Origin of the sequence: Salmonella sp. 32070601201500089SM (genome assembly GCF_017573605.1) — a bacterium.
Classification (GTDB): Bacteria; Pseudomonadota; Gammaproteobacteria; order Enterobacterales; family Enterobacteriaceae; genus Salmonella; species Salmonella enterica.
In genome coordinates this window covers 16,698-30,950 of sequence record NZ_JAGETK010000008.1, presented here as the reverse complement: position 1 = coordinate 30,950, position 14,253 = coordinate 16,698, and the positions used below count along the sequence as shown (strand labels likewise).

Genomic DNA, 14,253 nt, shown 5'->3' with positions numbered 1-14,253 from the left:
GAAACCGCGCTCCGGACCCAACCGGCCTTGATGGCCGGTTTTTTTACTGGCGCTCAGGCGATATCATGTCGCAGAAATAACACCGTTGTCAGTTTACCGCCCGAAAAATTCATCCGCCTGTTGGTATTCCTTTGATTGTCTTCACCGATATTCGCTTCAGGCCGTCTATTGCCATTTCAAGGTAGGTACGTGGACATCCCAGATTTAAACGGATAAATCCGCTGCCCGCCGGGCCAAAGCCGCTGCCCATTGAAGGAGCAATACCCGCGACATCCGCCATTACCCATTTTAGCTGTTCGTCATCCAGTCCCAGTTTTTTACAATCCATCCATAATAAATAGGTTCCCTGCGCCGGGACAATTCTTGCCCAGGGAAGGTGCTCTGTCGCCTGTTCAACAAACCAGCGGCGGTTTTCCGCCAGGTAATCCAGTAGCGAATCCAGCCACTGTCTGCTTTCATTCCATGCGGTAGTCGCCGCCTGAACGGAGAGGGCGTTAAAGACGTCCAGCCCATGAGCGTCCAGACGAGACAGGAATCGCTGGCGAAGCGTAGGATCGGGAATGAGAAAATTAGAAATTCGCAACGACGATAAGCCAAACGTTTTGCTGGCCGCAGTGGCGGAGATGACCCGTTTATGCCAGCGCTCCCCTAAATGCAGTACCGAGGTAAAGGTTTCGCCGGGCAGCAATAGATCGGCCCATATTTCATCCGAGATGAGAGTGACATCATAAGCTTCACATAATAAAAGCAGTTGCTCCAGCTCGTTGGCCGACCAGCAACGCCCGGTTGGATTATGTGGATTACACAAAATCATCAGCGGAGGGCGCTCATGGCGAAACAGCCTTTCCAGTTGGCAAAAATCCATCTGGTAGCCGTCGTCCGGCGACTCGCTAAGGGGATTCTCCAGCAGTTTTCTACCATTAAGCGTGATTATTTTGGCGAAGGAGCCATAGTATGGCCCCTGTACCACTACGCCGTCGCCTGGATGCGTCAACATTTGCACCAAGAGTGCCAACCCTGGTACGACGCCTTCCACGCTGCATACCCATTCCTGTTTTAACGTGAGCTGGTGGCGTGACGAAAACCAGTGAAGCAGGGCGTTAAAATAGGCTTCATCACGATCGCTATAGCCAAATACGCCGTGCTCGATTCGCTGATGCAATGCCGCCTGAACCTCAGGCGGGCAGGCAAAATCGAAATCAGAAACCCACATCGGCAGCAGTTTCCCAGCGCCGTCGCCAAAGTGACGCTCAATAAAATCCCACTTTACCGAACCAGTATTGTTGCGATTGATAATCTGGTTAAAATCCATCTTGTTTCCTTATTATTTCGTCACTGACGTTTGCGGCGACTTTTCTGAAGCGGAGGCAGTTCTGGCAATACCAACTCCGCTAAAACCATAAATTAATGCGAAGAAGATCGCCGCATAGCACTGGATAGCCCAAGGCAGAAGATCAAGCGTGCTAACGCCCAGCGTGGTCGCCATGTAGACGCCAGCCGAGGTCCACGGCAGGAGAGGTTCGATAACGGTACCGGCATCTTCTATCGTCCGTGAAAGGTTTTTAGTATCCAGCCCCATACGACGATAGGCATCTTTAAACAGTTCGGCGGGAACTAACAATGCCAGTTTACCGTCGCTGGTCGCTCCTGTGACCAAAATTGTGGTGCCGATAGTGGCGGCAATGAGTTGACCAACGCTATGAATAATGGTCAGCAGTCGGTTAATGATGATCGTTAACGCGCCGGTTAACGTTAGCGCTCCGGCAAATGAAAAAGCGCAGAAAACTAACAGTATTGTTCCCATCATCGAGAACATTCCGCCCCGGTTTAGCAGTCGCGGAACATCGGCAACGACACCTTCTGCGCCTTGTGGGAACATGGCGATATCAAATCCATCAATGAAAGCGTCCAGTCCCTGTTTGATGCTCAGTCCCTGCATGATGACGCCGAGGAACAAGGCAAGTACGCAGGCGCTTAACATTAATGGGATGACAGGCTTTTTGCGAATTGCGCCCCACAGTACGATCATCGGCGGCAAAATAAGAACAATATTAAAATGGTATAGCGACTCCAGCGAGTGGATGATGTCCGTAACGCGCTGCGGCGTGGCCACCTCGCCCAGCATATTACTGTGTCCGGCGATAAGATAAACCACGGCGGCAAGCAGGAAACTTGGCAGGGTCGTCCAAAGTAAATGCTGAATATGCTCAAACAGAGTAGTGTCTGCGACAATCGCGGCAAAGTTAGTCGAGTCGGACAACGGTGAGATTTTGTCGCCGAAATAAGCGCCAGAAACGACGGCGCCAGCTGCTGCTGCAAGAGACACGTCCAGCCCGGCGGCAACCCCCATTAACGCAACGCCAACCGTCCCGGCGGACCCCCACGATGTACCGGTACAGACGGAGACCACGCTGGTTAAAAAGAAGGCTGCAATCAAAATATATTCCGGGCTTATGAGTTTTAGCCCCCAGTACACCATGTAGGGAATGGTGCCACTAAACATCCAGGTGCCAATCAAACCGCCCACGCAGATCAGGATCATGATAACCGGCATTGCCTTAGCCAGTTTATCCACCACTGAGTTGATGATGTCTTCCCAACAGTATCCTTGCCACCATGCAATGCCTGCCGCTACCGCCGCAGAGCATAGAAGGAGCGGTTCGATACGTAGCCCCATGATGCCGTAACCGATAATCAACAATAGCAACATGGAGATGACTGGGATTAGCGCTAAACCCAATGACAGCGTTTTCTTCTTGTTTTGTGATGCACTCATAATGGAGCTCCGGTCAGTAAGGTAGCTCAAGGGTAGGGGGATACGCTTCCCACTACTGTGATCCATTACTTTCGTCCATGTAACCGATTACATGAGAAGGGTTAATTTGACAGCCATCACGGTTTTTACTGTTGACGACGCATTCACCGTGAAAAATAGGGCGCGACAGAATCGCGGATCACCAGTTCGGCATTGAAATGATTGCTGCTGGGCGGCGGCGTAATGCCCTGGTATAACTGTATCGCCAGTTGCGCGGCACAACGCGCCATTTGTTCGACCGGATAATGCATTGTTGTTAACGCCGGATAAAGATACCGGGCCAGCACCACATCATCAAAGCCGACAATAGAGAGCTGTTGCGGAAGCTGAACGCCGCGTTGATGAAGAATACGCATAATGCCAGCGGCCATCACATCGTTAAACGTGACCGCTGCCGTAAGGGGAAGCCCGCTATTAATAAGTTGATGCGCGGCCCGCTCGCCGCCTTCTTCGTTAAACGGAACGCTAATCACCCAGCGAGGGTCTGGAGAAATACCATATTCTTCCAGCGCTTCACGGTAACCATCAAGGCGTTCCTGACGATCGATAATTGGCAAGTCAGATGTCACACAGGCGATGCGCCGATGCCCGTTCGCCAGGAGATATCGGGTCGCTTCCCTGGCGGCGCTGCGATTTTCCAGCCAGATACACCGGTTGGCCATACCGGCGATATAACGATTAACAACAACCAGCGCTGGAAAGTGGGCTGCGTAGCGCAGCAGCTCTTTATCCGGTAATCGGCTGGCGTGTACAACAATAGCCTCACAGCCTTGATTAACCAGAAAATCCAGTCCCGCTTTTTCCATTTCTTCATCGTGGCCGCCGCTACATACCATCAAGCGATACTGCTGCTTACGAGAAACATCTTCTACGCCGCGAGCAAGGTGGGCAAAAAAAGGATCAGCCAGATTGCCGGTTAACAATCCGAGCATATCGCCGCTACGTTTCGCCAGCGCGATAGCGGCGGCATTCCGGCGATAATTGAGATCGCGCATGGCTTTCTCTACAAGTTCGCGCGTGACGGGTTCAACCCACGCGGTCTGGTTAATGACACGTGATACAGTCGCGGTTGATACACCGGCCAAAGATGCAACATCCTTTATTGTCGCCATGTTAAGCTCATATTTGTTCGTTTAAAGGGTATCAAAGCCATTGATTATCATGTTACGTGGAAATCAGTGCAATCACTGCGGCGCAGCCTGAATTTATAAACATTTTTAAAATCATCCTAAATCCTGGTAACTGCAAATTTTAGTAAGAACAGATGGATCGGGTCGTTACCAGTATCCAGACGCAATTTAATAAAATTAAATCCTCATCCTGATCTGACATAGTACTGGACTGTACGTACGATAGAAGCCGCTCATGCGGCTTTTTTATTGTCTATGGCCCCCCCCCAGCCAGGCTGGGGGTTCTGAAAAGCTTTCAGCTTTAAGCCAGTTATTAAAACCCCTTTTGATTTGTTAAAACATCTTGCGGTCTGGCAACTGCAAAAGTTCAACAAGAAATCAAAAGGGGGTCCCAATGGGGAACGAAAAGAGCTTAGCGCACACCCGATGGAACTGTAAATATCACATAGTTTTCGCGCCCAAATACCGAAGACAAGCGTTCTATGGAGAGAAGCGTAGGGCAGTAGGCAGCATATTAAGAAAATTGTGTGAATGGAAAAACGTACGAATTCTGGAAGCAGAATGTTGTGCAGATCATATTCACATGCTTCTGGAGATCCCGCCGAAGATGAGTGTGTCGAGCTTCATGGGATATCTGAAGGGTAAAAGTAGTCTGATGCTTTACGAGCAGTTTGGGGATCTAAAATTCAAATACAGGAACAGGGAGTTCTGGTGCAGAGGGTACTATGTCGATACGGTGGGTAAGAACACGGCGAAGATACAGGACTACATAAAGCACCAGCTTGAAGAGGATAAAATGGTGAGCAATTATCGATCCCTTATCCGGGCAGCCCGTTTACGGGCCGTAAGTAACGAAGTTTGATGCAAATGTCAGATCGTATGCGCCTGTTAGGGCGCGGCTGGTAAGAGAGCCTTACAGGCGCATCAGAAAAACCTCCGGCTATGCCGGAGGATATTTATTACTGGCGCTCAGGCGATATCATGCCGCAGAAATAACACCGTTGTCAGTTTACCGCCCGAAAATTTCGGCTTTGCTGATAAGCACAGCGGCTTGTCCGGTGGTGAGCCGATAGTCACAGGGTAGGGGAGGAATACAGCCTATGGCGTTTCAATGTCTGAAAACACTACCACATCTTGTGCCAGAGGGCCGCTGCGCGCCAGGCCGTTTCGCAAAGTTCGATTGTTTTTGCAGTCAGTACTGCCCTTAACAAATGGCCAGCTCGTTCACGACCTCAGCTACGCTCTTGATGCTGCGGATATTTCCGATGCCCGTGCCCAGCGCAATGTATCCTTCATCTGTATTACCTTCCCGCATGCCGATACGCAACCCGCGTAAACCTCCCATCGTCTGGGCCAGTTCTTCATTGCTTGCACCAGCTTTATCCATCGACACGAGCTTGTCAGCCAGCTTGTCAGCCAGCTTGCCAGGAAGTGAGCGGTAGTAATCTGGCAGGGTACGGAAAAGCAGCAAATCCAGGCCGTTAGCATTACAGGCGCGACGCTAAAATACGAACCGATTATGTTTGACCGCCGCCAGTGTAGGTGGCGAGTGTGAATGCAAGACATTGGCAGATAGTGAATAATCAAACCTCATGAAATGAGATTCCCATTGATTTTTTAGCCCATGTCAGCGCAGCGCAGGAAAATTGCCCGTCATCTGGAAAAAAGCCCGTCATTAAAACGGGAACTGTCGGAAATGGCTGTTGAGTCCTACGGCGATGCCGTGTTATCTGCAGCGCATGAAAAGAGTTTTCCGTCTGAAATGCCGTGGGCGCTCGCTGATGCGCTGCGCGACGATTTCATCCCGGACTGACACACTGACAGTGACGAACCGAACACAATGGCCGGTTTTTTTATGCCTGCGCGGCGTGTGCTGCGTGAAATCGTGTGCAGGATAGCGGGTGCAAATCAACAGAATTCGCGCAGCGTCACGGCAGGGAAGGGATCAAACTTATGGGCCAGAAGTTTTTTGACATGCACGAATCCAGCCGCCTTAACATGTCTTTTAATTGTTTTGGTGAATTTAACATAATATACATTATGCGCACCATTATGATGGAGAACGGAAAGCAGCCCCCAAGCGTGAATCAGTCATACAACCAGCGACCAGCCCTGGCAGACGCAATGAGCATACCTATCGTGAACTCCGGCGCCTGAGGAATATCGTTTTTGCGAAACGGATTAAGCAAATGCTTTAGCGGTGGTTCTGGCGGATAGTATGTTGTGATCGAGAAATTCCCTTTATCTACATTGAATGTCGTAAAAAAATCATCCATCAATGCCAGTGCTTCATCATCTTCCAACCGTAGATCTGAATCCAAATCTGTTGACGGTGTCAGTTCTTTTTTCTTAAAAAGGTAAACTCCATCATGGCTTCTTACCAGTTCATAAATCCGCTGTTCAAGAGTATCACTTACCATATTTTATCGCTTCCTCTGGCAATGCGTTTGAAGGACGAGAGCCGAAATGCTGCCTGCTTGTTTTTATTGATGATGCTATCAGTCACCTGATGCACCTCCGCTTTGGTGAGGCTGAAACAGTCTTTGGTACATGATGAGTTAAGCCGCAGGGCTATCGGGAAGTATATCGAGGTCTGGCACTACCCGGATGGTCATAAAGAACTCCGCCTTAATGACGCTGTTCTTCCCTACTCCACCTGTGATCGGCTCCAGGAAATCGTTGAGCGAACAGCGGAGCTCGCATAGTTACCCCTTCCGGATGTGTTTCCGACACCGTGCCGATACCGGCTATTTTCTGCAGCCAAAACGTTTCCGCATAGGGTCAGTATATGCAGGTGGCTGAGATATATATGTAGCAGATGCAGGACATATGGATATGTAAGGCAAAAAAGGATCTTTTAACATGCCTTAGTCATACGTATGACTGCTTTGCTACATGCGTCACAGTTTAGGTCATACGTATGACTTAGTATCCATTTCGAGTAAGGCGTGAGATATCCCGGCAAGTCAATCGTATGATTTTCGCAGCAAATGCCTCATGCCCGGCAGGACGTAAAGTACGGACCTGCACGTTTTTAATGACATGATCTGGAGAATACAATGACTAGTCGTATTGAATGGGTTCGCGATAATTGCCGCCTTCTGAAGCAGCTCTCTGCTGAATACAAAAAAACCCGTCCCTTTGAAGGCCTGACTATCGGTACGGGGATCCATCTCGAGCCGAAAACTGTCACGCTCCTGCTGACCCTGAAAGACGGCGGTGCACGCGTGGTGTCTACCGGTAACCTGAACAGCACGCAGAAAAGTGCCGTCGATTACCTGCGTGAACACGGTGTGGAAGTGATTGGTGAAGCCACTCGTGATAAAGCGCAGCATCTGAAATATCTCCAGGCTGTTCTGGCGGAAAAACCTGACCTGCTGCTGGATAACGGCGGCGACCTGTTCGCAGAGTACCTAAAAGCACCGTACGGCAACCTGCAGGGCGGTACCGAAGAAACCACCTCAGGTCGTATGCGTCTGGTTGAGCTGCGCCAGCAACTGAACATGCCAATTCTGGTTATCAATGACAGCCCGATTAAACAGTTTGCGGAAAACGAACATGCTGTTGGCCAGAGCGTTCTCGAGTCCTACATGCGTATTACTAACCGTGTGACAAATGGCCAGCGCGTAACCGTATTCGGTTACGGTGCCTGTGGCATGGGAGTTGCCTACAACTTCCGTAACGCCAACGCGAAGGTCAGCGTTGTGGATACCGATCCACTGAAACGTCTGCAGGCTCACTTGGACGGGTTCGATACCCCGTCTCGTGAAGATGCCATTCGTTCTGCCGACGTGATTGTTACCGTGAGCGGTGGTGGCCGTATTATCGGCGGTGAAGACATTCCATTACTGAAAAACGGCGTGATCCTGGCGAACGCCGGTCACTTCCCGGTTGAAATCGATGTCGATTCGTTTGCCAGGAGCGAACAGATTGAAAACGTCAATGAATTTGAAGAAAGCATTGCCTCTTATCAGACCAAGTCTGGTAAAAACTTCAAAATCATCACTGAAGGCCACATGTTTAACCTCGCTGGCCCGCGTCCACTGGGGAACTCCATCGAGTCCATGGACCTGGGCTTTGCACTGCAGTCCCTGTGCCTTGAAGCCGTGGCCCGCAAAAAAGTTAATAACACCCACTGCGTCGTTCCGGTCACTCGTGAAATTGACGAGAAGGTCGCGAATATGTACATCGACCTAATCTATAGCAAATAAATATCAAAGGGCGGTTCATCTTCAATGGGGATGTGGTGAACCGTCCTTTTTTATTACTGATAGCTCTTTTCCAACACTGTACATCTACAAAAACTCAGGGCATAACAATGAAAAAGTCCGAACTGGGAAAACTGCTGTGTATTAAAGGAATGCTGCTAGTCTCCTCTGCCGCCTTAGCCGAAAGTAATGAATATCTTTCTTCCTGGTGGCATCAAAGTGTTAACGTTGTTTATTGCGGTGTTTCTGTTATTCGCGACGCTGCTCGGATCGATACTGCAGATCACGAACACGTTCGGTAACCCTTTCCTCCATCACTTAGCCGCGCTCCCGGGCGCGGAAAACAGCGTAATAGCACGCTATCCGTCAGTACTGTTGTCTATTTCTCAGATCTCCGAAGTGGTATTCATTCTGGCCATTCCGTTTCTGATGAGCCGGCTGGGTCTGAAACGCGTCATCCTGCTCAGTATGATCGCCTAGGTCGCCCGCTTTGGCCTGTTTGCCTACGGCGATTTTACCTCCGCCATCGGGGTATCCATGCTGCTGCTTTCCATGATCGTCTATGGTTACGCCTTCGACTTCTTCAATGTGTCCGGATCGATGTACATGGCGCGGGTAGCCGGTGAAGAAATGCGGGCCAGCGCGCAGGGGTTGTTCATGACCATGGTGAACGGCTTTGGGCTCTACATCGGCTCGATTATCAGTGGCCACGTCATTGATTATTTCACCGTCAATGGTGTACAGGACTGGTCTTCCTTCTGGCTCGTGTTCAGTTGCTATGCACTCATTCTTGCTGCGGTTTTCTGGTTGGTTTACCGGGGAGAACCTCAGGAATCAGGCCAGGTGTCTTCAGCCAGTCAGTAACTCTTTGAAGTTGATGGGGGCATCCAGCCATCCCTCACTTGCTGACGTCAAATCCCGGCTTAAGAGCCGGGTTCTCTGATACGCAGGCCGTGCACAAGGAGCGTGCATGATCGGCCTCTCCCGGGAAACCGGGTCAGTGTGAAGTGCATTCGTCTCAGGGGTACCTAATCCCTGCCAGAATTCCTGAAAGCCTTACATTACTCACGACCGCCGGATCCCGAGCAGGCACCCAGGCAAATGCTCGCGATTCTTCGTTGAGCGTGACCTGTAGGGAATCTGCGGCCAGGGCATAGCACAGGTCGGCATGCCAGTGAGCAGGTTCGTCTCTGGCGGCATTTGCGTCAATTTTGTGGACATTGAAATCAACAGCCCAGGGGTTCAGCAGCACGAGCTGACTACGCTGAATGCCCGTCTCCTCCAGAATTTCCCTGTACATGGCCTGCAGGGGCGTCTCTCCGGGTTCCAGATGTCCGCCAGGCTGAAGCCAGAGACCGAAACGGCGATGTTTAAGCAGCAAAATGTCATCGCGGGAAGGAGAAAGGATCAGGGCACTCGCGGTGACATGCACCGGGAAAGAGCGACGCGACGCCAGGGGGCTGGCTCCGTCAAAAAGCGCGATAAACCGTTCCCGTTGATCGCGGCATAGCGGGACACGGGCAAGACAGCCATCAATTTCATCCAGGATGCCGTCGTTCTGGCCAGCGTTACCTGTTATGCCGGTGAACATGTTGAATCCCGGACAACGAGCTCGAGTTCAAGAATTTCGGGGTTCGCACGACCGGTATTCCCCAGCACATTAGCAAAAAACATCTCCAGCGCCATCGTTCCTATGCCTGCTGCCGGAATGGCAACCGTCGTCAGTTCCGGATACAGCATGCGGGCCATTTCGATATCGTTAAATCCCACTACAGACATATCTTCCGGAATGCGAAGCCCAGCCTGGCGACAGGCCCGATACACCGCACCGGCAAGAAGATCATCGTCACAGAAGATAGCTGTCACGCCAGAACGTATCAGACGCATGGCCTTTTCTGTGGCGTTATCCAGTTCAAAGGTCGAGCCCACATACCAGCGTTCGTCTGTAGGAAGATTGTGAAGCGCCACTCTGTCGGTAAAAGCCTTAAAACGGTAGCGGAAAAGGGATTTATTATACTGCGCGGCAAAGTAACCAATTTTCGTGTGACCGAGAGAGGTCAGGTGCTGCAGAACCTGTTCTATGCCACTGCTTGCATTCAGATCGATGTGGCACAGATCTGAATCCTCAGCCTCAATGTAAATAATCTTATTGCCGGTACGGGCCAGAACCTTGTCTGATGCCCTGTCACAGGCGTAAACAATACACCCGGCGATGGTCATACTTTCAATCATCTGAACGATACGCTCAGCCCACAGCGGCTCAGAGGAAGTGTCAACCAGGATGACGGAATACCCTTTCGATGCCGCCAGTTTCTCCGCCGCATACAGTACTTCGCCAAAAAAGGGCTGTTTCACGTCAGGAACGGCCAGGGCAATAGTCATGGAGACGCCAGTTCGTAATGAGCGAGCACTCAGGTTAGGCCGGTATCCCATCCGTCGTGCCGTTTCCTCAACCAGCTGACGTGTTTTTAGCGAAACCCGGCCCTCGGCTTTACCTGACAGAACCAGCGACACGGTAGACTGAGAAACATTTGCTTCTCGGGCAACCTGCTTACTCGTGACCTGTTGTTCATCCACGGAAGGTTCATCGAGTCTCAACGCTTTAATCTCGTTAGTATTCAATTGGTAATATCCATTATGCATAGGCTTACGTCTTACGATTGACTATCCGCCTAACCGATCATATAGTCAAGTCATACGATTGACTTGACCGGAATATTTAAGGTAGGTGCTGGCCTGTCCGGCACCCTGACGCTGAATAATCTGATGGCAACCCTATGAGAGAAAAAATCATTATTGATACCGATCCTGGTCAGGACGATGCAATTTACGCAGATGGACAGCCAGATTTTGGCTCTGTACGCCAAAGGTGTTTCAGAAGTAATTGAGAACCATTAATCCTGGGCCAGTGAATCCTGAAGAGTTCAGAACCAGCCTTAAATGTTAGCCCCCTCCCACTCCCCGCACTCCTCTGAAGTTTGCCAGTGCAGTCCGCTGCTCCACCATCAACTGACGAGTGCTTCGAAGAGCCTTCATATCCTGCTGCTCAACTGTTTTGATGGCAACGAAATGATTTCCTGGATTTATTGATATTGAGGATGAATGGTCAGATTGCCAGGTTGATGGCGAAAGATTGAATGAAGATATTACACGCGCAGTAGATAACTATTAAACATGGAGTTTTTCCGAAAAACCTTAGGGAGTTTAAAAACAAGTTATTATATTCGCCACTTCACTATATCATCCTGTTGCTATTGGTAAATCTGCACCTGATACACGAGAATCATACGCCACTAGTACAAAAGATTTATGAAAAAAGCGATGTCTGGATAGGTGTAAAAAAATTAACAGCCTCAGGAATGAGACAAACGTGCAGTATTACCAACACTGAATGTTCTTGGTTGGGTGATTTTTAAACACAAGGAAAGGGTAAATTATGAACAAAACCGTGTATGTACCAAGCTACTTCCAACCTATCTACAAAGAGGTAACGGTCAAAGTTCCCACCGGAAATACAAAACGATTTCTTGGATTTATTGATATTGAGGAAAAAATCCGCAAAAAAGAGGTAGTACAGGAAGGATGGTCAGATTGCCAGGTTGATGGTGAAAGATTGAATGAAGATATTACACGCACAGTAGATAAGCTCAACCAAGACGGATTTGAAGTTATTAGCATAACGCCAATAACGTCCGGAAACTGGGGATTTAAATATGACTCAGGGTCTATCAACAATGGGACCGGCAGAGGTGGATATGGTTACGGATATGGTTACTCTTATACCGAAGGTGTTTTAATCGTCGCAAAGGAAAAGGGAGCTTATTAAACATGGAGTTATTCCGAAAAACTTTAGGGGGTTTAAAAACAAGTTATTATATTCGCCATTTCATTTTTGGCGCGATAATTTCAACATTCTTTATTTACATCTCTATGCAGAATCCTTCTGGGATGAAGGTGGCTAATGTAATATTCTTTGTTATCAATGCGTTACTTTACCCATATGCAAGATTCGTATATGAGCAGGTTGTTTCGTTCATAATGGGTGAAAATGTCTTCTTCATCAATGCGATAGTGATGTTAATGGCTAAGGTCATCACAATGTGCTTATGTTGGATATTTTCAATATTTATCGCTCCAGTTGGATTGGCATATCTTTATTATTATCATTCCAAGGGTGATTAGGTATTGGAAAATAGCAATTGGTTCGCCCAATGACGTTATGCTAAAAAGGCCGTTGCGGGATCCGATTTTCGCAGCGGCCTTTTCAACAGCCGTACATTATGCGCATGGTAGCATTATGTGTACCGGTTTTATTTTATTCATCCCTACCCTACATCCTGTATGATTAACATGCAATCACCAAACATATCGAACTGACATGACTGGATATCTTCTGAGGCATAGGCCTTCATGAGTAGATCAACCCCAGCAAACTGACCAGTTAACACCATATGCGTCGTTTTTGGCTGATGTAAGTTCGTTAGCAGGCAGTCAACCACTTTCAGTTGATAGCCTGGATGTATATAAAGCGCAGTCCAGCCAGAACTTGCTTTGAGGCAATTGTGTTCCCTCGAATACGCGGACTCCAGACATCGTGTAACGGTAGTTCCTACGGCAAAAATACGTCCGCCATTTTGCTTCGCAGTATTAATGATATCCGCTGTAGCTTGTGGAACCTCGTAGTATTCTTCGTTGATAGTCACTTCCTCTACACATTTTGTTTGTATTTTTCTGTTGGACAACATTTCTGTTGATGCAACATGTAAAGTGATGAAGGATATTAACCCACCTTTATCTTTGATTCTTTGGATAAGATCCCAGGTAAAATGAATGCCGGCAGAAGGTATTTCCAAAGAACCATACTTTTTAGAAAAAACGGAACGGTAAGCATCTGGATATTTATAAAACAAGCTGGAGTCCACATACTCATCAAGACGCTCACCATGACTGGCTAAATAGCAAATTAAGGCCTCATGATTTTCCACGACGGCCCGGTACTGGCTCTCCTCGCTAAACCTTTGCTCTATCTTAATGGAAATTTCAGGGTTATCAACCAAATAGAAAACATCATTCGCGTTAAGCCTTTCTTTTAAAAGTCCGGAAATAATTACTCTATTATTTGGTAAAAATCCCTCTAAAACAATTTTAATTAACCTATTCTGTCTTGTTTTACAGATAAACATATGGTTTATTATAGTACTGTCGTTAAAACAGATTACATCACCTTCTTTGATATAATCTGTTAATTTACTAAAGTCTACCTTATGAATTTCCCCTTTACTCCGGTTGAGGACAAGCATTTTACACTTTTCCCTGTATGAATCATTGGCTATCCAATGAGGTCTGAGTGGGATAGTCATCTGATCGGTAATGCGAAAATCATATTTTTCGGTAAGCATATATTTACCCTTTGAAAAACCATTGATACGGCGATTGTTATATAGCCGTATTCTGCAGTATACGTTGGCCTTTCAAAGGGTGAAAATTAACTCGATAAATGTTGTTGTTATATTTACTTTGCTGGCTATTTAATCAATGTCAGATACCGATATTAGCCTGGACGATCGGATTTGACCGCCCTTTTCTTTTGCTTATTCCGGCATTGAAGCATCGCTATCCATTGCATCGGCAAACTTTTGCATTAGCCGAACAAAGACATCAAGTTCATCCTGAGGCCAGTCTTTAAAAACAACTTTGCCCATTTGCTCTCGCGCAGCGTCTATACGCTCCGTCATCGCCTTTCCTGTACGGGAGATAACGGCCTCGCGTATACGACGATCGATGGCATTATGCTGCCGTATTATCAACCCCAGCTTCTCCAGTTTGGCGACCTGTCGGCTTACCGTCGTATAATCACGACCGGCACGTTCGGCTAACTCAACAACGCCAATCGGCCCTAAACGTTCGATACTAATAAGGATCGAAAATAGCGCGCGATCGAGTTGAATGCCCGCCTCTGCAATTAATTTCTCATCATTACGAGGCCGGTTGAGCGCGCTCACCACGCGAATCAACGCACCGTGAAGCGCCTTCATTTGCTCGGAAATATGTGTATCTTGCACATTTTTATTTTCTGACATAGCATGTCTCCTCTTATGTG

General features: G+C 48.4%; 12 protein-coding genes and 4 pseudogenes. 6 read left to right on the top strand and 10 right to left on the bottom strand.

Going from position 1 to position 14,253, the window contains the following annotated elements; translation table 11 throughout:
• Positions 1 to 109: 109 nt before the first annotated feature.
• The 3 genes from J4728_RS14065 to J4728_RS14055 form a co-directional block, all read right to left on the bottom strand.
• Complete coding sequence (locus J4728_RS14065) at positions 110 to 1,312, bottom strand: MalY/PatB family protein (protein ID WP_000347148.1); 1,203 nt, start codon at positions 1,310 to 1,312, stop codon at positions 110 to 112.
• Between the two features lie 12 nt (positions 1,313 to 1,324).
• The gene (nhaC, locus tag J4728_RS14060; protein ID WP_001276626.1) at positions 1,325 to 2,776 is read right to left on the bottom strand and encodes a Na+/H+ antiporter NhaC; all 1,452 of its coding nucleotides are present in this window, start codon (positions 2,774 to 2,776) and stop codon (positions 1,325 to 1,327) included.
• Positions 2,777 to 2,919: 143 nt separating this feature from the next.
• Positions 2,920 to 3,927, bottom strand: coding sequence for a LacI family DNA-binding transcriptional regulator (locus J4728_RS14055; RefSeq protein ID WP_208211920.1), 1,008 nt, complete (start codon positions 3,925 to 3,927; stop codon positions 2,920 to 2,922).
• A gap of 412 nt (positions 3,928 to 4,339) precedes the next feature.
• Between J4728_RS14055 and tnpA the strand changes: the two are divergent.
• Positions 4,340 to 4,797: pseudogene (gene tnpA, locus J4728_RS14050) on the top strand (IS200/IS605-like element IS200F family transposase).
• A gap of 352 nt (positions 4,798 to 5,149) precedes the next feature.
• Here tnpA and J4728_RS14045 read toward each other — a convergent pair.
• A pseudogene (locus J4728_RS14045) lies at positions 5,150 to 5,434 on the bottom strand (hypothetical protein); the annotation flags it as partial.
• Between the two features lie 135 nt (positions 5,435 to 5,569).
• On the opposite strand from J4728_RS14045, the gene J4728_RS14040 reads away from it, so the two are divergent.
• Positions 5,570 to 5,758 carry a DUF29 family protein gene (locus tag J4728_RS14040; RefSeq protein ID WP_001660051.1) on the top strand — a complete coding sequence of 63 codons (189 nt, stop codon included), beginning with the start codon at positions 5,570 to 5,572 and terminating at the stop codon, positions 5,756 to 5,758.
• 274 nt (positions 5,759 to 6,032) lie between these two features.
• Here the strand turns inward: J4728_RS14040 and J4728_RS14035 are convergent, their stop codons facing one another.
• The gene (locus J4728_RS14035; protein WP_000253167.1) at positions 6,033 to 6,365 is read right to left on the bottom strand and encodes a DUF1493 family protein; all 333 of its coding nucleotides are present in this window, start codon (positions 6,363 to 6,365) and stop codon (positions 6,033 to 6,035) included.
• Between the two features lie 639 nt (positions 6,366 to 7,004).
• Here J4728_RS14035 and J4728_RS14030 point away from each other — a divergent pair.
• Both J4728_RS14030 and J4728_RS14025 read left to right on the top strand, forming a co-directional pair.
• On the top strand, positions 7,005 to 8,156 hold the full coding sequence (locus tag J4728_RS14030; RefSeq protein WP_000203922.1) for an adenosylhomocysteinase: 1,152 nt from the start codon (positions 7,005 to 7,007) through the stop codon (positions 8,154 to 8,156).
• Between the two features lie 186 nt (positions 8,157 to 8,342).
• Positions 8,343 to 9,017 (top strand): annotated as a pseudogene (locus J4728_RS14025) (MFS transporter).
• A 154-nt stretch (positions 9,018 to 9,171) separates the two neighbouring features.
• Here the strand turns inward: J4728_RS14025 and J4728_RS14020 are convergent.
• From J4728_RS14020 to J4728_RS23985, 3 genes and pseudogenes are all read right to left on the bottom strand, one after another.
• Complete coding sequence (locus tag J4728_RS14020) at positions 9,172 to 9,744, bottom strand: NUDIX hydrolase (protein ID WP_000493868.1); 573 nt, start codon at positions 9,742 to 9,744, stop codon at positions 9,172 to 9,174.
• A complete protein-coding gene (locus tag J4728_RS14015) occupies positions 9,729 to 10,775 on the bottom strand; it encodes a LacI family DNA-binding transcriptional regulator (protein ID WP_208211918.1) in 1,047 nt (348 codons plus the stop codon). The genes J4728_RS14020 and J4728_RS14015 overlap by 16 nt, the downstream gene beginning before the upstream one ends.
• A gap of 354 nt (positions 10,776 to 11,129) precedes the next feature.
• A pseudogene (locus J4728_RS23985) lies at positions 11,130 to 11,234 on the bottom strand (IS110 family transposase); the annotation flags it as partial.
• 355 nt (positions 11,235 to 11,589) lie between these two features.
• Here J4728_RS23985 and J4728_RS14010 point away from each other — a divergent pair.
• Both J4728_RS14010 and J4728_RS24175 read left to right on the top strand, forming a co-directional pair.
• The gene (locus tag J4728_RS14010; RefSeq protein ID WP_208211916.1) at positions 11,590 to 11,979 is read left to right on the top strand and encodes a hypothetical protein; all 390 of its coding nucleotides are present in this window, start codon (positions 11,590 to 11,592) and stop codon (positions 11,977 to 11,979) included.
• A 2-nt stretch (positions 11,980 to 11,981) separates the two neighbouring features.
• Positions 11,982 to 12,335, top strand: coding sequence for a hypothetical protein (locus tag J4728_RS24175; protein WP_313896402.1), 354 nt, complete (start codon positions 11,982 to 11,984; stop codon positions 12,333 to 12,335).
• A gap of 143 nt (positions 12,336 to 12,478) precedes the next feature.
• Here the strand turns inward: J4728_RS24175 and J4728_RS14005 are convergent, their stop codons facing one another.
• Together J4728_RS14005 and J4728_RS14000 are read right to left on the bottom strand one after the other, a co-directional pair.
• Complete coding sequence (locus J4728_RS14005) at positions 12,479 to 13,552, bottom strand: S-adenosylmethionine:tRNA ribosyltransferase-isomerase (RefSeq protein ID WP_000954689.1); 1,074 nt, start codon at positions 13,550 to 13,552, stop codon at positions 12,479 to 12,481.
• A 192-nt stretch (positions 13,553 to 13,744) separates the two neighbouring features.
• Positions 13,745 to 14,233: a MarR family winged helix-turn-helix transcriptional regulator gene (locus J4728_RS14000; RefSeq protein ID WP_001293634.1), complete on the bottom strand. Its 489-nt coding sequence runs from the start codon at positions 14,231 to 14,233 to the stop codon at positions 13,745 to 13,747.
• Between the last annotated feature and the right edge of the window lie 20 nt (positions 14,234 to 14,253).

Bases quoted from the DNA above. Each gene is read 5' to 3' on its own strand.
- J4728_RS14005 (WP_000954689.1), bottom strand. From the start codon at position 13,552: ATGCTTACCGAAAAATATGATTTTCGCATTACCGATCAGATGACTATC.
- J4728_RS14000 (WP_001293634.1), bottom strand. From the start codon at position 14,233: ATGTCAGAAAATAAAAATGTGCAAGATACACATATTTCCGAGCAAATG.
- J4728_RS14040 (WP_001660051.1), top strand. From the start codon at position 5,570: ATGTCAGCGCAGCGCAGGAAAATTGCCCGTCATCTGGAAAAAAGCCCG.
- J4728_RS14030 (WP_000203922.1), top strand. From the start codon at position 7,005: ATGACTAGTCGTATTGAATGGGTTCGCGATAATTGCCGCCTTCTGAAG.
- J4728_RS14035 (WP_000253167.1), bottom strand. From the start codon at position 6,365: ATGGTAAGTGATACTCTTGAACAGCGGATTTATGAACTGGTAAGAAGC.
- J4728_RS14020 (WP_000493868.1), bottom strand. From the start codon at position 9,744: ATGTTCACCGGCATAACAGGTAACGCTGGCCAGAACGACGGCATCCTG.
- nhaC (WP_001276626.1), bottom strand. From the start codon at position 2,776: ATGAGTGCATCACAAAACAAGAAGAAAACGCTGTCATTGGGTTTAGCG.
- J4728_RS14055 (WP_208211920.1), bottom strand. From the start codon at position 3,927: ATGGCGACAATAAAGGATGTTGCATCTTTGGCCGGTGTATCAACCGCG.
- J4728_RS14010 (WP_208211916.1), top strand. From the start codon at position 11,590: ATGAACAAAACCGTGTATGTACCAAGCTACTTCCAACCTATCTACAAA.
- J4728_RS24175 (WP_313896402.1), top strand. From the start codon at position 11,982: ATGGAGTTATTCCGAAAAACTTTAGGGGGTTTAAAAACAAGTTATTAT.
- J4728_RS14065 (WP_000347148.1), bottom strand. From the start codon at position 1,312: ATGGATTTTAACCAGATTATCAATCGCAACAATACTGGTTCGGTAAAG.